The 16,653-nt window shown below is 61.8% G+C and carries 14 protein-coding genes; 12 read left to right on the top strand and 2 right to left on the bottom strand.

Translation table 11 applies throughout. The annotated features are described in order from the left end of the window. Positions 1-242 precede the first annotated feature (242 nt). From J3P92_RS24375 to J3P92_RS24325, 11 genes are all read left to right on the top strand, one after another. The gene (locus tag J3P92_RS24375) at positions 243-1,592 is read left to right on the top strand and encodes a TolC family outer membrane protein (RefSeq protein ID WP_420766500.1); all 1,350 of its coding nucleotides are present in this window, start codon (positions 243-245) and stop codon (positions 1,590-1,592) included. 37 nt (positions 1,593-1,629) lie between these two features. Then, positions 1,630-3,786, top strand: coding sequence for a type I secretion system permease/ATPase (locus tag J3P92_RS24370; RefSeq protein WP_434608434.1), 2,157 nt, complete (start codon positions 1,630-1,632; stop codon positions 3,784-3,786). Continuing rightward, a complete protein-coding gene (locus J3P92_RS24365; protein ID WP_434561294.1) occupies positions 3,776-5,143 on the top strand; it encodes an HlyD family type I secretion periplasmic adaptor subunit in 1,368 nt (455 codons plus the stop codon). Before J3P92_RS24370 ends, J3P92_RS24365 begins: the two co-directional genes overlap by 11 nt. Positions 5,144-5,464: 321 nt before the next feature. Next, positions 5,465-6,367, top strand: coding sequence for a TauD/TfdA dioxygenase family protein (locus tag J3P92_RS24360; protein WP_434649348.1), 903 nt, complete (start codon positions 5,465-5,467; stop codon positions 6,365-6,367). 37 nt (positions 6,368-6,404) lie between these two features. After that, positions 6,405-7,430 (top strand): ABC transporter substrate-binding protein, encoded by a 1,026-nt coding sequence (locus J3P92_RS24355; RefSeq protein ID WP_434649346.1) that lies wholly within the window; start codon positions 6,405-6,407, stop codon positions 7,428-7,430. 5 nt (positions 7,431-7,435) lie between these two features. After that, positions 7,436-8,296 (top strand): ABC transporter ATP-binding protein, encoded by an 861-nt coding sequence (locus tag J3P92_RS24350; protein ID WP_434649344.1) that lies wholly within the window; start codon positions 7,436-7,438, stop codon positions 8,294-8,296. A gap of 12 nt (positions 8,297-8,308) precedes the next feature. Further along, a complete protein-coding gene (locus J3P92_RS24345) occupies positions 8,309-9,175 on the top strand; it encodes an ABC transporter permease (RefSeq protein WP_434649342.1) in 867 nt (288 codons plus the stop codon). A gap of 611 nt (positions 9,176-9,786) precedes the next feature. After that, positions 9,787-10,563 (top strand): efflux RND transporter periplasmic adaptor subunit, encoded by a 777-nt coding sequence (locus tag J3P92_RS24340; RefSeq protein WP_434649340.1) that lies wholly within the window; start codon positions 9,787-9,789, stop codon positions 10,561-10,563. Beyond that, positions 10,560-11,879 (top strand): efflux RND transporter periplasmic adaptor subunit, encoded by a 1,320-nt coding sequence (locus J3P92_RS24335; RefSeq protein WP_434561288.1) that lies wholly within the window; start codon positions 10,560-10,562, stop codon positions 11,877-11,879. Before J3P92_RS24340 ends, J3P92_RS24335 begins: the two co-directional genes overlap by 4 nt. Before the next feature lies 1 nt (position 11,880). Next, the gene (locus J3P92_RS24330; protein ID WP_434649338.1) at positions 11,881-13,977 is read left to right on the top strand and encodes a biotin/lipoyl-binding protein; all 2,097 of its coding nucleotides are present in this window, start codon (positions 11,881-11,883) and stop codon (positions 13,975-13,977) included. Between the two features lie 9 nt (positions 13,978-13,986). Then, on the top strand, positions 13,987-14,478 hold the full coding sequence (locus tag J3P92_RS24325; protein ID WP_434649336.1) for a GNAT family N-acetyltransferase: 492 nt from the start codon (positions 13,987-13,989) through the stop codon (positions 14,476-14,478). 32 nt (positions 14,479-14,510) lie between these two features. Here J3P92_RS24325 and J3P92_RS24320 read toward each other — a convergent pair whose 3' ends face one another. After that, positions 14,511-14,822, bottom strand: coding sequence for a DUF6916 family protein (locus tag J3P92_RS24320; protein WP_434561282.1), 312 nt, complete (start codon positions 14,820-14,822; stop codon positions 14,511-14,513). A 46-nt stretch (positions 14,823-14,868) separates the two neighbouring features. Next, complete coding sequence (locus J3P92_RS24315; RefSeq protein WP_434561280.1) at positions 14,869-15,456, bottom strand: phage tail protein; 588 nt, start codon at positions 15,454-15,456, stop codon at positions 14,869-14,871. 301 nt (positions 15,457-15,757) lie between these two features. Here J3P92_RS24315 and J3P92_RS24310 point away from each other — a divergent pair, with 301 nt between their 5' ends. Continuing rightward, positions 15,758-16,603, top strand: coding sequence for a sulfotransferase family protein (locus J3P92_RS24310; RefSeq protein WP_039592590.1), 846 nt, complete (start codon positions 15,758-15,760; stop codon positions 16,601-16,603). The last annotated feature ends 50 nt before the right edge of the window (positions 16,604-16,653 follow it).

Raw genomic sequence — 16,653 nt, 5'->3', positions numbered from 1 at the left:
GTTTATTGGCGGCAACTGCGGAAGGTTTTTGTTGCTGCCAAACTATTGACCTTCTGCCGGCCATCCTAAACAATCGCTTCTGTAATGTCACATTGATATTTAAGCGGCGACCTGTTCTTTCAGTGCGTGTTCCAACCCCTGTTTTGAACTTTCCGACATACGGTCATTCCGGTTGCCATCATCCGATGCAGCGCCACGTTTCGCTGTGATTCAAGACAAGCGTTTTCGGGATTTAACCAACCATGCGTTCGCATCTGCTCAAGGCTTTACCTTTCGCCCTCGCCGCCAGTTTCGTACAAGCACAAACCTTGCCGCAGGCCATGCAACAAGCATTGGATGTTCATCCGGAAATCCAGGCGGGCGTGAACAGTCGCCTGGCGGCGGATTATCAGCTCAAGGCTGCCAAGGGCGGCTACCTGCCTAGAGTGGACCTCGCAGCCGGGTACGGCCGTGAAGGCACCGACAGCGTGACCACCCGTTCGGGCACCAATAATCATTGGGAAACCTTGAACCGCAGTGAGTCGAGCCTGCGCCTGTCGCAAATGGTTTTTGACGGTTTTGCGACGTCCAGCGAAGTGGGGCGTCAACAAGCCAACGTCAATGCCCGTGCCTATTCCTTGCTCGACGCCTCTGAGCGCACTGGCTTGACCGTGGCCCAGGTGTACCTGGACGTGCTGACCCGTCGCGAATTCGTGCGCCTGGCCGAGGAAAACCTCAAAAGCCACGAACGCATCTTCGATCAGATCAAGCTGCGCACCTCCCGTGGCGTAGGCAGCGGCGCCGACCTGGACCAGGCCGAAGCGCGCATGGCCCAGGCCCGCAATAACCTCATCACCGAACAGACCAACCTGGCCGACGCCGAGACCAATTACCTCAGCGCCGTCGGCCAACTGCCGGATCAATTGGAGCGTCCCGCCGACTTTATGGCGCTGCTGCCGGCCAACCTCACCGAAGCCCGCGCCCAGATGCTAGACAACAGCCCGGTGCTGCGTTCGGCCGAAGCGGATATCGCCGCTGCCGAGCAGCAGTACGCGGCCGCCAAGTCGAGCTTCTATCCACGCTTCGATGCAGAGTTGGGTCGCACTGCCGACAATGACCTGGACGGCCAGAACGGCCACAACAATGAATGGCAAGCCATGCTGCGCATGCGCTTCAACCTGTACGCCGGTGGCAGTAACAAGGCCGACCTGGAATCCAAGTCCTACCTGTCCAACCAGGCGCTGGATATCCGCAACAACGCGCTGCGCCAGTTGAACGAAGAATTGGGCCTGGCCTGGAACGCGTTGAACAACGCCAACGCCCAAGTGCCGATCGCCCAGCAATACGTCGACCGCAGCGCCAACGTGCGCACGGCCTATCAGAAGCAGTTCAGCCTCGGCGAGCGTACCTTGCTCGACTTGCTCGACAGCGAAAACGAGTTGTTTAGCGCTTCCCGTCGCCTGGCGGAAATCAAGAACGTGCAGCTGTTCACCCAGTACCGGATCAAGGCAACCATGGGCCAGTTGCTGAAAAGCCAGGGTGTGGTCGCGCCGTTGGCATCGGTTGTGCAGAACGACGTGAAACCCAAGGTCCAGTTACCTGGGATGAATTGAGTCCTCCCACCCGTTTTTATCAGTCAGAGTGCCGAGCGTGGAATCAGAAGTCAGTCCAGTCGAACTAGTTCATGACCCGCGCACGCTGCACGACGACCCATTGTTGGATGGTTTGCTGGCGCTTTGCATGCTGCATCAGAAGCCTGCCAGCGCGGCGATGCTCACCACCGGCCTGCCGTTGCCCAAGCAACGGCTGAGCGTCGAATTATTGTCGCGTGCGGCGGCCCGTGCCGGTCTGCAAGGCCGGGTGCTGCAGCGCAAGCTTGAACAAATCCCCGCCATTGCAATGCCCGCCCTGTTGCTGCTTAAGGAAGGCCGCAGCGCCGTGCTGCTGGGCTGGGCCGGGGACGGCCAGGCGCGCTTGCTGCTCAGCGAAAGCGAAGGCGGCGAAGTCACGGTGAGCCATGAGCTGCTTGCCGACGACTACAGCGGCAAAGTTTTTTTCGCCCAACCGCAGCATAAATTTGACGTCAACCACGGCACGCTCATTCCCCGCGCGCGATCCTGGTTTCGCGACACGCTCAAGCGTTCCCGCTGGCTGTACGCCGACGCCATCGCCGCCAGCCTGTTGATCAACATCATCGCCATGGCCGCTCCGCTGTTCGTGATGAACGTCTACGATCGCGTGGTGCCGAACCAGGCCGAGTCGACGCTGTGGGTACTCGCCGTCGGGATCACCGGCGCCTATGTGTTCGACCTGATCCTGAAAATGCTGCGCAGCTTGTGCCTGGATTTGGCGGGCAAGAAAACCGACTTGATCATTTCGGCGACGCTGTTCGAGCGCATCGTCGGCATGGCCATGAAATACCGCCCTGCGCGGGTGGGCAGCTTTGCCCAGAATATTCATGAGTTCCAGAGCCTGCGGGATTTCCTTGCCTCGCTGACCCTCACCAGCCTGATCGACCTGCCGTTCACCCTGCTGATCTTCATGGTCATCGCGATCCTCGGTGGGCATCTGGTGTGGATTCCGGTGCTGGCGTTCCCGATTGCCTTGCTGATCGGTTATGCGTTGCAAAAGCCTCTGGTCGCGACCATGGAGCGCACCATGGCCTTGGGCGCCGAGCGTCAATCCAGCCTGATCGAAACCCTCGCCGGCCTGGATGCGGTGAAGGTCAACAACGCCGAGAGTGAGCGGCAATATCAGTGGGAACAAACCATCGGCACGCTGGGCCGTCTCGAACTGCGGGTGAAAATGCTGTCCGGCCTGGCGATGAACATCACCTTGCTGATCCAGCAACTGGCCGGGGTGATCATGATCGTCTTCGGTGTCTACCAGATCATCGCCGGCAACCTGAGCATGGGCGGGTTGATAGCTTGCTACATGCTCAGCGGTCGTGCCCTGAGCCCATTGGCGTCGCTGTCGGGCTTGTTGACCCGTTACCAGCAGGCGCGGGTGACCATGACGTCTGTCGATCAAATGATGGAGCTGCCCCAGGAACGCAATTTCGAAGAGCGTCCGCTTAGCCGCAAGGTCTTGCAGGGTGCAGTTGAATGCCGGCAGTTGAATTTCACCTACCCGAACCAGCAGAACCCCGCGTTGAAGAACATCAACCTGGTGATCAAGCCGGGCGAAAAGATCGGCATCATCGGCCGCAGTGGCTCGGGTAAAAGCTCGCTCGCCAAGTTGCTGGTGGGTCTGTACCAGCCTGACGACGGCGCGTTGCTGGTGGACGGCGTGGATATTCGCCAGATCGACGTCAGCGAGCTGCGTTACAACATTGGCTATGTGCCCCAGGACATCCAGTTGTTGGCCGGCACCCTGCGCGACAACCTGACCTCCGGCGCCCGTTACGTCGAAGACGAATTGGTGCTCCAGGCTGCGGAATTGGCAGGCGTACACGAGTTCGCACGCCTGCATCCGCAAGGCTACGAGCTGCAAGTGGGCGAGCGGGGGCAGAACCTGTCCGGCGGCCAGCGCCAGAACGTCGCCCTGGCTCGCGCGTTGCTACTCAATCCGCCCATCCTGTTGCTGGACGAACCTACCAGCGCCATGGACAACACCGGCGAAGAACGCTTGAAACAGCGCTTGGCCGCCGTGGTGGAAAACAAGACGGTGCTGTTGGTGACGCACCGGGCGTCGCTGCTGTCGCTGGTGGATCGCCTGTTGGTGGTCGACCGAGGGCAGATCCTCGCCGACGGTCCCAAGGCCGCCGTGATGGAAGCGTTGAAAAAGGGGCAGATCAGTGTTGCTTAAATCAGGTTTGAAGGGCGCTGTGGGCCGCTATTTCAAGGGTTCCGACTCGCTGCATGGCCAACCGCTGCCCGAGGTCAACAAGGCACTGATCGAGGACGCCCCGCGAGTGGTGCGCCTGACGATCTGGGGCATCATCGGCTTCTTTGTGTTCTTGGTGCTGTGGGCCAACTTCGCTGAGATCGACGAAGTGACCAAGGGCGACGGCAAGGCAATCCCATCGTCCAAGATCCAGAAGATCCAGAACCTGGAAGGTGGCATCGTCGCTGAGCTGTTCATCAAGGAAGGGCAGATCGTCGAGGCTGGCGCGCCGTTGATTCGCCTGGACGACACGCGGTTTGTCTCCAATGTCGGGGAAACCGAGGCCGATCGCCTGTCGATGCTGCTGCGGGTCGAGCGCCTGAGCGCCGAGGTTGAAGATAGACCGCTGAATTTTCCGGCCGATGTGCTCGAGGCCGTACCGGGCCAGGCCGCCAGCGAAGAGTCGTTGTACATCAGCCGTCGCCAGCAACTGCACGATGAGATCGGTGGCTTGCAGGAGCAGTTGATCCAGCGCCAGCAGGAGCTGCGCGAGTTCGTGTCCAAGCAGGCGCAGTACCGCTCCGGCCTGGCGCTGCAACGCCAGGAAATCAACATGTCCGAGCCGCTGGTGGCCCAAGGCGCGGTGTCGCCGGTGGAGGTACTGCGGCTCAAGCGCGCCGAAGTCGAGACCCGCGGGCAACTGGACGCCACGACGCTGGCGATTCCACGCGCCGAGTCGGCCATCAAGGAAGTGCAGCGCAAGATCGACGAGACCCGCGGTAAATTCCGCAGCGAAGCCTTGACCCAACTCAACGAAGCGCGCACCGACCTGAACAAGGCCCAGGCCACCGGCAAGGCCTTGGAAGACCGCGTGAGCCGGACTCTGGTGACGTCGCCGGTGCGCGGCATCGTCAACAAAATGCTGGTGAACACCATCGGTGGCGTGATCCAGCCGGGTAGCGACCTGGTGGAGATCGTGCCGCTGGACGACACCATCCTGGTGGAGGCGAAAATCCGTCCCCAGGACATCGCCTTCCTGCACCCCGGCCAGGACGCCACGGTGAAATTCACGGCTTACGACTACACCATCTATGGCGGGCTGAAAGCCAAGCTGGAACAGATCGGCGCCGACACCATCACCGATGAAGACAAGAAAAGCACTTACTACATCATCAAGCTGCGCACCGAGCGTAGCCACCTGGGCACGCCTGAAAAGCCGTTGCTGATCATCCCGGGGATGGTGGCGTCAGTGGACATCATCACCGGCAAGAAAACCGTGCTCAGCTACCTGCTCAAGCCGATCGTCAAAGCCCGGGCCGAGGCTTTGCACGAGCGGTAAATTAATCGAGCTGTGACTCGGTGCTTTTGTGGCGAGGGAGCTTGCTCCAGCTGGGTCGCCCAGCGGCCCCATAAAAAGCGATGAGCGCTGCGCACTCAAGCGGGAGCAAGCTCCCTCGCCACGGGTGTCGTTTCCAGACCGTCGGTTCGGCCATATGATTATGCGTTTTTAATATTTAAACTAACGCTCTTATATCTTTAAAGTCATCCCCTGCGTACCTGCCGACCAATCGGCGCGCCGCACGACACAAACCAACACGGTAACGCCGTGAGTTTTGATCGATTGCGCGCCATTGAAGCGCGCCGTGCGTGGGAGTGATGTATGTCAGCCGTCTCTTTTTCTCCAGATTCAAATGCCGCGAACATCGCGCCGCAGTCGTTCGAGATCCGCCCATTCCCCGATGCCGTAGGCGCCGAGATTATCGGCCTGGACCTGTCCCGGCCCATCGACGACCAGGATTTCGCTCGCATCCACCGCGCCCACCTCGACTATCACGTGGTGGTGTTGCGCGACCAACGCATCACCCCCGAACAGCACATCGCCTTCAGCCGTCGTTTTGGCGTGCTGCAGATCCATGTGCTCAAGCAGTTCCTGCTGGCCGGGCATCCGGAAATCCTCATCGTTTCCAACATCATCGAAAACGGTCAATCCGTCGGCCTTGGGGACGCCGGCAAGTTCTGGCATTCGGACCTTTCCTATAAGCAATTGCCCAGCCTCGGCTCGATGCTCCATGCCCAGGAGCTGCCGAGCGAAGGCGGCGATACGCTATTCGCTGACATGCACAAGGCCTGGGACGGTTTGCCCGAAACGCTGCGGAAGGCGGTCGAGGGCCGTTCGGCGGCGCATTCCTACACGGCGCGCTACAGCGAGACCAAATTCGAAGGCAACTGGCGCCCGACGTTGACGCCAGAGCAACTGGCCCAGGTGGCCGAAGTGGTGCATCCAATCGTCCGCACCCACCCGGAAACCGGGCGTAAAGCGTTGTTCGTCAGCGAGGGCTTCACCACCCACATCGTTGGTTTGCCAGAGGATGAAAGCACCGCAATCCTGACGCAGCTGTATGCCCACAGCGTGCTGCCCCAGAACATCTATCGCCATCAATGGCAGCCCCACGACCTGGTGTTCTGGGACAACCGCTCGCTGATCCACTTGGCAGCCGGTTGCCCGAGCCATCTGCGTCGCAAGCTGTACCGCACCACCATCCAGGGCGACGCCCCTTTCTGATCGGCTGCGCAGCGCGCAAATTGCCCGGAGAATCACCATGTCCAAACGCATTGTTTTTGCACCGTTGGCCGCAGCTATCGGCCTGGGGCTCAGCCTGCTCGCCGGCAGCCTGATCGCGCCGGCCAGCGCCCACGCCGAAGGCGAGATTCGCATCGCCGAGCAGTTCGGCATCGTTTACTTGTTGTTGAACGTGGTTCGCGACCAGCAACTGATCGAGAAACACGGTAAGGAGGAGGGCATCGATATCAAGGTCGACTGGACCCAACTGTCGGGCGGTGCGGCGGTCAACGATGCGTTGTTGTCGGGCTCCATCGACATTGCCGGGGCCGGTGTCGGGCCGTTGTTGACGGTCTGGGACCGCACCCGTGGCAAGCAGAACGTCAAGGCCGTGGCATCCTTGGGCAATTTCCCCTATTACCTGCTGAGCAACAACCCGACCGTCAAGACCATCGCTGACTTCACCGAGAAGGACCGCATCGCGGTGCCGGCGGTGGGCGTGTCGGTGCAATCGCGGTTCTTGCAACTGGCCGCCGCCAAGCAGTGGGGCGACAAGGATTTCAATCGTCTCGACAAGTACACCCTGGCCGTCCCGCACCCGGACGCCACGGCCGCGCTGATGGCCGGCGGCACCGAGTTGACCGGGCACTTTTCCAACCCGCCGTTCCAGGATCAGGCCCTGCAAAACCCCAACGTCCACGTCGTACTCAATTCCTATGACGTGCTCGGGCCGAACTCGCCCACCGTACTGTTCGCCACCGAAAAATTCCGTGATGAAAACCCGAAGACGTACAAGGCGTTCATCGAGGCCCTGACCGAGGCCGCCGAGTTTGCCCAGAATGACAAAGGCGCGGCGGCGGACACTTACCTGCGGGTGACAAAGGCCAAGATTGACCGCGCGACCTTGCTCAAGATCATCGAAAACCCCCAGATCGAATTCACCGTCACGCCGAAGAACACTTACCCATTGGCTGAGTTCCTCTACCGCGTCGGTGCGATCAAGAACAAACCGGCCTCCTGGGAAGATTATTTCTTCCAGGACGCAAAACCGTTGCAGGGGAGCTGATCGTCATGAACGCGCCATTGCAAGGCCACGCGGCCAGCAACGCCACCCGCACCGACACCGCGTTGCTGGCGGTGGACAACGTCAGCCTGGAATACCGCACCCCGCAGCGTGTGGTGCGGGCTACCCATCAAGTCAGTTTCGAAGTCGATCCGGCGGACCGTTTTGTACTGCTCGGCCCGTCCGGGTGCGGCAAGTCCACGCTGCTCAAGGCCATCGGCGGTTTCATCGCGCCGAGTGAAGGCGAGATCCGACTGCAAGGCCAAACCGTCAACGCGCCGGGTCCGGACCGGATCGTCGTGTTCCAGGAGTTCGACCAACTGCCGCCCTGGAAAACCGTCAAGCAGAACGTGATGTTCGCGCTGCTGGCGTCGGGCACGCTCAAGCGTCGCGAAGCCGAAGAGCGGGCGCTGCACTACCTCGACAAAGTGGGGCTGGCGGCGTTTGCCGATGCCTACCCCCACACCTTGTCGGGGGGCATGAAGGCCCGTGTCGCGATTGCCCGGGCGCTGGCGATGCAGCCGAAAATCCTGTTGATGGACGAGCCCTTCGCCGCACTCGATGCCCTGACCCGGCGCAAAATGCAGGAAGAATTGTTGCTGCTCTGGGAGGAGGTGCGTTTCACCCTGCTGTTCGTCACTCACTCCATCGAGGAGGCGCTGGTGGTGGGCAATCGTATTCTGCTGTTGTCGCCGCACCCGGGACGGGTCCGGGCGGAAATCCACAGCCATCAATACGATCTGCACAGCCTTGGCGGCGTGGGTTTCCAGCACACGGCCCGGCGGATTCATTCGTTGCTGTTCGAGCAAGGCCAGTCGCCGGACGCCGAGCGTGAGCTGGGGTTTGCCGATATCCGTATCGCGTATTGAGGAAAGGGTTTGATGAGCCAGTTATTGCCAGTGCGCGAAGAATACGAAGTCGATCTGCAACCGCTGACCCACGTGCCGCTGGAGCGGGAGTTGCCCTTGGGCCAGCGCCTGTGGCAACAGGGTTGGCTGCGTAAAAGTGTGATTCTGATAGTGCTGGCGGTGCTGTGGGAGGGCGTGGCGCGTTACCAGAACAACGATTTGCTGCTGCCGAGTTTCCTGCAAACCGCCAACGCGTTGTACGACGGTTTGCTCAGCGGCGAGCTGCTGGGCAAGGTGTGGATTTCCCTGGTGGTGCTGCTCAAGGGTTATCTGCTGGGCATCATCCTGGCGTTTGGCTTGACCACTTTGGCGGTATCGACGCAGTTGGGCCGCGACCTGCTCAGCACGTTGACGTCGATGTTCAATCCACTGCCAGCCATCGCCCTGTTGCCATTGGCGCTGTTGTGGTTCGGCCTGGGACAGAACAGCCTGATTTTCGTGCTGGTGCATTCAGTGCTGTGGGCGCTGGCATTGAACATGTATGCGGGTTTTCTGGGCGTGTCCGAAACGCTGCGTATGGCCGGGCGCAACTACGGGCTCAAGGGCCTGCGCTTTGTGCTGTTCATCCTCATCCCGGCCGCGTTGCCGTCGATCCTCGCCGGACTGAAGATCGGCTGGGCCTTCGCCTGGCGCACCCTCATCGCTGCCGAACTGGTGTTCGGCGCCACGAGCGGCAAGGGCGGTTTGGGCTGGTACATCTTCCAGAACCGCAACGAGCTGTACACCGACAAGGTGTTTGCCGGTTTGGCGGTGGTGATCCTGATCGGGCTGCTAGTCGAGAACCTGGTGTTCAACAGTCTGGAGCGGGTGACGGTGAAGCGTTGGGGGATGCAGCGTTGAACCGTTCTGAAGTCATACTCCGAACCCGTGGCGAGGGAGCTCGCTCCCGCTCGGCTGCGCAGCAGTCGCAAAACCGGGCCATGCGGTTTGCCTGAAGGAATGTTGGGGGCCTGCTTCGCAGGCCAGCGGGAGCAAGCTCCCTCGCCACGGGTTTGGGGTTGTCTGGGCTGACGTCATCGCGGGCAGGCTTGCTCTCTCGCCACAGGAAGTGCGTTCAGTTCAGGGTTGTTCTCAATCCCCAGAAACGAAAAAACCGGCCGAAGCCGGTGTTTTCACCCCAACGGCCAGAGAATTTAATCTCTGCGTATGGGGTTGAGTGGGGGCATCCTAAGTAGAAGAAAGTGTAAGGCCAACGCTATCAGTGCTGATGTTACTCAACCCGTGGCGAGGGGATTCATCCCCGATGGGACGCGAAGCGGCCCTGAAAACAGTTATCTCGGTGTGTCAGGCTGTTGGTCTTCAACCATTTAGGTCTGCTGCGCAGCCCAACGGGGATAAATCCCCTCGCCACAGTGCGCGCATGACCAGCAGATTTCATACCTCTCACGGTTCCTCCTTGACGCTCTCCACCGCTGTCGTAGACTCCGCCCATCCGTCAGGGAGTAACGGTCATGCGACGTTTGTTCAGTTGGGTTGTGGGATTGGCCTTCATAACGTGCGGGGTTCAGGCGCAGACGCCGGCTTCCGACGATCCGTTGCTGGAGGGCAACATCTCCGCCAGTGCGTCGAGCAGCGAGGCGCGAGGAGTGCTTCGGGCGCGGGATCAAGCCGTGCTCGCCAGCGAGTTGGCCGGGCGGATTGTCGAGTTGCCGTTCAGTGAGGGTGAGTCGTTCAAGAAGGGCGACACCTTGGCGCGTTTCGATTGCTCGGCCTATCAGGCCCAGCTCAACGCGGCCCAGGCGGCGAGCCGGGGCGCCAGTGAAGAGCTGGCCCACAATCGGCAGCTCGCCGCGTTGAAATCCGTCGGGCGTTTCGAGGTGTCGCGGGCCGAGGCCCGGCTCAGCGAGGCCCAGGCGCAGTCCCAGGTTTATCAAGTGCAGGTCAAGCGCTGCAGCGTTATCGCGCCGTTCGACGGGCGGGTGGTGGCGCGCAAGGTCCAGCGTTATGAAAGCGTCGCGGCCGGAGCGCCGTTGCTGGACGTCGTGGACAACCGCACGCTGGAAATTCACCTGCTGATTCCCTCGCGTTGGATGGGCAAGCTCAAGCCCGGCCAGCCCTTTACCTTTGTTCCCGATGAAACTGGCCAGCCGCTGCAAGCGACGGTCAAGCGCCTGGGCGCGCGCATCGACGAGGGCAGCCAGACGCTGTTGCTGGTGGCGAGTGTTCCGGATGCCAGCGGCCTGCTGTCCGGTATGAGCGGCACGGCGCGCTTCTCGGAGTCGAAGTGAACGCGCCGGTTTCGGGCAGCGCCGAGCAAGTGTTTGCCCGCTTCCTCGACCTGGAGCGCCAGACGAGGGCCGCGCGTACGCCGGAGCAGCTGAGCTACAGCTTGGTCAACGATGGCCAGGCCCTGTTCGGCTTTCGTCATGCCGCGCTATTGATCGCCGGTAAAGTGCAAGCCGTGACCGGCGTCAGCGCCGTCGAGCCGAACGCGCCGTTCGTGGCGTTTGTCGAGCAAGCAGTCGCGCAATTGTTCAAAAAGGGGACGCTGGACAAGGCGCGGGTCATTGCCCCTGACGAGGTGAGCGAATCGGTCCAGGCGGATTGGCGAAGCCTGTCGGCCGGGCACGTGTTCTGGCTGCCATTGATCGATCATCAAGGCCAGGTTTTCGGTGGCTTGTGGCTGGCCCGCGACCTTCGCTGGACGGCGCCGGAACAAGTGCTGCTGTCGCAGCTGGGCGACACCTACAGCCATGCGTGGCTGGCGCTGCAACCTCGCAAGCCGTGGCGCCTGCGCTGGACGCGCAAACGCCAGGTCGCGTTGGTGGCGGTATTGCTGCTGGGCTTGCTGATCCCGGTGCGCCAGTCCGTATTGGCCCCGGCTGAAGTGGTGCCGTTGGGCGGGCAGGTGGTGGCGGCGCCGTTGGATGGCGTAATTGCCGAATTCCGGGTCAAGCCCAACCAGACCGTCAAAAGCGGGGACCTGTTGCTGCGCTTCGAAAGCACCACCCTCAAGGCCCAGGCCGATGTGGCCGAGCGCGCGTTGGGCGTGGCCGAGGCGGAGCTCAAGGCCAATTCCCAGCGCTCGTTTGCCGACGCCGAGTCCAGTTCGAAGATCGACTTGCTGGCGGCTCGCGTCGAGCAGAAACGCGCCGAGCGCGACTACGCGATGGAGTTGCTCAAGCGCAGCGAAGTCCGCGCCGAGCGTGACGGCATCGCGGTATTCGCCGACGCCGAGCGCTGGCTCGGCAAGCCCGTGCAGACCGGCGAGCGGCTGATGGAAATTGCCGATCCGAACCAGGCCGAGTTGCGTATCGAGTTGGCGGTGGGCGATGCGATTGCTCTGGAGCCGGGCGCGCAGGTGGCGTTGTTTCTCGACAGCGATCCGTTGCAACGGCACCTGGCCCGGCTTGAGCGTTCGGCCTACGAAGCGCAACCTACCGCCGCCGGACAGTTGGCCTATCGGTTGGATGCGCGATTCGATGCCACGGCGCCGCGCATCGGCCTGCGGGGAACGGCGAAGATTTTCGGCGATCGCGCGCCGCTGGCGTTGTACCTGTTGCGTCGGCCACTGGCAGGTCTGCGCCAGAGCGTGGGCTTGTAGCGTGGTCCTGCCGAGCTTGCGGGCCGATCTGCAACTGTCCGCGGCCGCCCCCGACCCGGACGGCTCACCCCAATGGACGCTGGCCGATCCGGTACGCGGCCGCTATTTCAAGTTGGGCGCGGCGGCCATGCGCATGCTGCGACACTGGTCCCTGGGCGATCCGGAACAAGTGCTGCAGGCGGCCAACCGCGAGCCGGGCCTGCCGCTCAATGACGAATCGCTGGAGCAGTTGCTGGGCTTCTTGCGCGGACATGACCTGATCAGCGCCATGGACCCGCAACAACGTGACAGCTATCAGTACAAGACGGCTTCCCAGCGCCAGAGCGTGTGGCAGATCCTGCTGCATCAATACCTGTTTTTCCGCATACCGCTGTGGCGTCCGGATGCGTTTCTCAATCGCGCCTGGCCTTGGCTCGCGCGGTTCGGCCCTGGCGTGCTGCGTTATGGAATACCGCTGACCCTGGGCCTGGGCATTTTCCTGGTGTCCAGGGACTGGCAGCGGTTTCTGGCGACCTTTCCACACCTGTTCAGCCTGGGGGGCGCGCTGGCATTCGGCGTGGCGTTGTTCTTTGCCAAGTTGTGCCACGAATTCGGTCACGCCTTCATGGCCAAGCGCGCCGGTTGCCGGGTGCAGAGCATGGGTGTGGCATTCATGGTGCTGTTGCCGATGTTTTATACCGACGTCAGCGACGCCTGGCGGATCAGGGATCGACGGGCCCGGCTGTTGATCGGCGCGGGCGGCGTGCTCGCCGAATTGCTGCTGGCCTGCATCGCTTTGCTGGCCTGGTCGCTGCTGCCCGATGGCCCGGCGCGCACGGCGGCGTTCATGCTTGCCAGCGCCACCTGGATCACCACACTGATCATCAACCTCAATCCCTTCATGCGCTTCGACGGGTATTTCCTGCTCAGCGATTTTTGGGCGGTGGATAACCTCCAGGGCCGCGCATTCGCCTTGTGTCGCTGGCGTCTGCGCGAAGCCTTGTTCGGTTATGGCGCGGCGGCGCCGGAGCCATGGTCGCCGAAGATGCGCCGGCGCTTGTTGGTGTGGGGCTATGGCGCCTGGCTGTGGCGCGCGGCGTTGTTCCTCGGTATCGCCCTGGCGGTCTATCACCTGTTCTTCAAGGTGCTGGGCATTTTCCTGATGATGGTGGAATTGGTCTGGTTCATTTTCATGCCTATCGTGAGTGAAGGACGGCAATGGTGGAACCGCCGCGAGCAGGCTCATCGCCCTCGTGTGTTGCTGACTGGCTTGGTGCTGCTGGTGTTGCTGCTGGTCCTGCTGTTGCCTTGGCGCAGCGCGGTGGAGGTCCCGACCATGCTGGAAGCCGGCCGTGCCAGCGCCTTGCATGCGCCGGTGGCGGCGCGGGTCAAGCAGGTCAATGTCCATGACGGCCAGGTCGTGGCCCAGGGCGATGTGTTGATCGAGCTGGAGTCGCCGGACATGGCGTCGCGCCTGGCCATAGTGCGCCGGGAAATCCAGATCCAACAGTTGCAGATGCGCCGCCAGGCCGGCCGCAGCGAAACCGCCGCCGATGCCGGTATCGTCGAACAGCAACTGGCCGAAGCAGTGGCCGAATACCGGGGCCTGGTCGCTCAGCGTGAGCGCCTGTTGTTGCGCGCGCCCCACGCCGGACAAGTACGCGACCTGCTGACGGATCTGCAAGCCGGGCGCTGGCTGTCGCCCACCCAACCCCTGGCTCGAATGGTGCAGGATGACTCACGCTTGCGCGGCTACCTCACCGAAGCCGAGCTCTGGAGGGTCGCGCCGGGTGCCACGGGACGGTTTATCGCTGACGATCCGATGCACGCCTCGATTGCGGTGCAGCTCAACGAAATCGACGCCAACGGCGTAGCCTGGGTCGAGCAACAGGCGTTGACGTCCGACCACCACGGCCCCATCGCTGTGCGCCGTGATTCGCAACAGCGAGCCGAGCCGGTGCAGGCGCAGTATGGGGTTCGCTTGAGCGCCCTCGACGGGACGCCCGCCCCGGCCCAGCCGTTGCGTGGCGTGGTGGTGTTGCAGGGGCAGGGTGAATCGGTATTGGGAGCGGCCTGGCGTCGGGTGGCGGCGTTGGGTGTCAGGGAAAGCGGGTTCTAGGGAGCGAGCATGGATTCAGTGGCGGCAGAGGGGTTGGTGGTGCGTCCATCACGGGTCAGCGATGGTCCGTTCTTGCAGGGCCTGTATCAGGCGGCGCGACCGGATCTGCAATGGATCGACGGCGAGCATGAGCAGGTGCAGCAAATCATCGCGCAACAGTTCCAGGTGCAGGAGCAAGGGCTGGGCGAGAACTTCCCCAACGCCATGCATTACGTCGTGGAAAAACTCGGCAGCGCCATCGGGGCCTTGAGTACGGATTTCGGCCCCAATGAAATTCGCGTGCTCTACCTGGCCTTCATTCCACAGGCCCGTGGGCAAGGTTATGGCCGAGCGGTATTGCAAGGGGTGCAGAAGGCGGCGCAACAGATCCGATGCCCAGTGGCGACCGTGGTCTGGGCCAGCAACCCCCACGCCCGCAAACATTACCTGGCGCTGGGTTTTGAGGTGCAAGAGCGCAACCCGGCGGCAGAGCGGTTGGTGTGGTATCCGAAGGGAAGCTGAGCGGCGCTATTTGCGTGTGGGAGCGCGTCCCGTCAGTTGAACGCGATGTAGAAATAGCCCACCGACGGATCCCGCCCCATCGGTGGTATTCGCGATACGAAAACCCCTTCGAGCCTTCCCAGTTCCGGCACCTCCAGTGCGCAGAGTCCATCGACGAAGTCTGTGCTCTGCAGGCTGTTGAACTCAACGCTGAACGGCATGCGTTCGCTGCTGGGCATTTTCGCTCTGGGTGCTTCGTCCAGGGTGTCGAAACGCACCGGCAGGCATCTGCCGTCAGGCAGGGTCAGGCTGCCGGTCTGGCCCAGCAGCGGTTGGAAATGGCGGCTATGAACCTGTTGCAGCATGTCGATGCTCCCAAAGGCCGGAAGGCCAAGGCCTTCCGGCGGATTGTCAGTTGCGGGATGGAAAATAACCTTGCAGCGCGATGCTGAAGTTGATGGCCAGGAACGGGTTCATGATTGCCATGGGCATGTTGCCGCCGGTGGGGGATACCGTGCCGCTGACGGTGGTGCTGACGCCTTGCAACGGCACTGGCGAAGCGCCCTGTTGATCCGAATAGATCGCCGCCGAACCGGGCCCGGTGCCCGAGGTGCCGATGAATGAATTTGTGGGCGTCGGCGTGTTCACCGGATTGCTGGCCGGGTTCGCCAGTTGCAAGGTGGTGGCGGCGGTAATGCCGGTCAATGCATGGGTGTGGTTGGGCAGGTTGTTCAGCGTTGCGGTGACGTTTTCCGTGCCGGCGACTTCGCCGATCACCCGGGGAGTCAGGCCCAATCCGTCGCCTTGGCCGACGGGCATGCGGCCCTGCAGGTTGGGCAGCATGAAGGTGGTTTGTCCGTTGCCGCCGTACGTCACGCCGATCAAGGCGAACAAGGTCTGGTATTGGGCAAGGGACAGCGTCTGCCCATTGCACAGCGCCCAGTCCCTGGGTGCGAAGTTGAAGGCGAATGGCTGGATCGTGCCGATGAATACTTCCATAGATTCCTCATCCCTCAGGTTATTGGTCTGCGGGTGCCCGGCACAAAAAGGACAAGAGTGCGATCAGCCCGACTCCTTCGTTCCCTGGCCTGGTCACGCACGGCTGAGCGTAGACGGGGATGTCTGATTTCGCCGGGCGGAGGGGGTGAAAAAATCTTCGTTCCGCTTAACCGATTCACCCTTTCGACGCCTCGATACCGTCCATCTTCTTTACAGTTTTCGGCGCGCCTGATGGCAAAACACTACTAGGCGAAATTTTTGTTGTCGGCTACGCTTCGGCTACGAAGGGACTAAATACAAGGTGAAGGGATTGCCGCAGTTTCACTTTATTTCCGGTTTACCGCGCTCTGGCTCGACCCTGCTTTCTGCCATCCTGTTGCAGAATCCGCGCTTCCATGCCGGCATGACCAGCCCCGTCGGTACGCTGTTCAGCAGCGTCCTGCAGCAATGCAGCGCCGGCAGCGAATTCGGCTCGGTGATCGACACTGATCTGCGCCGTCGCCTGTTGCGTGGCCTCTTCGATTCCTACTACGCCGACAAGGCCGACAAACCGGTCATCTTCGACACCAACCGTCAATGGTGCGCCCGCTTGCCGGCCTTGCAGGACCTGTTTCCCCAGGCCAAGACCATCGCTTGCGTGCGCAACGTCGCCTGGATCCTCGATAGCCTGGAGCGGCTCTACCGCGCCAATCCCTTCGAGAACACCAAGCTGTTCAACGACGATGACGAGCGCAACACCGTCTACAGCCGTTGCGAAACCCTGGCCCAGCGCAATCGCCTGGTGGGGTTCGCCTGGACAGCGCTCAAGGAAGCCTATTACGGCGAGAACGCCGAGTCGTTGCTGATCGTTGACTACGACCTGTTGAGCCAGGCGCCCGAGCGGGTCATGCGGCTGGTCTACGAGTTCATCGGCGAGCCTTGGTTCGAGCACGATTTCAATCACTTGACCTACGACGCGCCGGCCTTCGACCAGGCCTTGGGCGTCGCCGGCCTGCACAAGGTCAAGCCCAAGGTTGCGCCGCAAGCCCGGCGGACCTTGCTGCCGCCGGATCTGTTCGAGAAGTATGCCGAGTTGTCGTTCTGGCGCGATGGCGCAGCCAGCGCGGCGAATGTCATTCGTATGAAAACCGACGCCGCGGTCAGCTGATCGCGGTTTTTTTTTCATTGGCGTGTTGAATAAGTTCGAGTCCAGGTGAT

The organism is Pseudomonas sp. D3-27, assembly GCF_051132165.1.
Classification (GTDB): Bacteria; Pseudomonadota; Gammaproteobacteria; order Pseudomonadales; family Pseudomonadaceae; genus Aquipseudomonas.
Note: the sequence above shows the minus strand (reverse complement) of the source record. Positions and strands in the feature narration are given on the sequence as shown.

Excerpts from the sequence above, each read along its gene's own strand:
- J3P92_RS24375 (WP_420766500.1), top strand. The coding sequence starts at position 243 with ATGCGTTCGCATCTGCTCAAGGCTTTACCTTTCGCCCTCGCCGCCAGT.
- J3P92_RS24360 (WP_434649348.1), top strand. The coding sequence starts at position 5,465 with ATGTCAGCCGTCTCTTTTTCTCCAGATTCAAATGCCGCGAACATCGCG.
- J3P92_RS24355 (WP_434649346.1), top strand. The coding sequence starts at position 6,405 with ATGTCCAAACGCATTGTTTTTGCACCGTTGGCCGCAGCTATCGGCCTG.
- J3P92_RS24350 (WP_434649344.1), top strand. The coding sequence starts at position 7,436 with ATGAACGCGCCATTGCAAGGCCACGCGGCCAGCAACGCCACCCGCACC.
- J3P92_RS24345 (WP_434649342.1), top strand. The coding sequence starts at position 8,309 with ATGAGCCAGTTATTGCCAGTGCGCGAAGAATACGAAGTCGATCTGCAA.
- J3P92_RS24340 (WP_434649340.1), top strand. The coding sequence starts at position 9,787 with ATGCGACGTTTGTTCAGTTGGGTTGTGGGATTGGCCTTCATAACGTGC.
- J3P92_RS24325 (WP_434649336.1), top strand. The coding sequence starts at position 13,987 with ATGGATTCAGTGGCGGCAGAGGGGTTGGTGGTGCGTCCATCACGGGTC.
- J3P92_RS24320 (WP_434561282.1), bottom strand. The coding sequence starts at position 14,822 with ATGCTGCAACAGGTTCATAGCCGCCATTTCCAACCGCTGCTGGGCCAG.
- J3P92_RS24315 (WP_434561280.1), bottom strand. The coding sequence starts at position 15,456 with ATGGAAGTATTCATCGGCACGATCCAGCCATTCGCCTTCAACTTCGCA.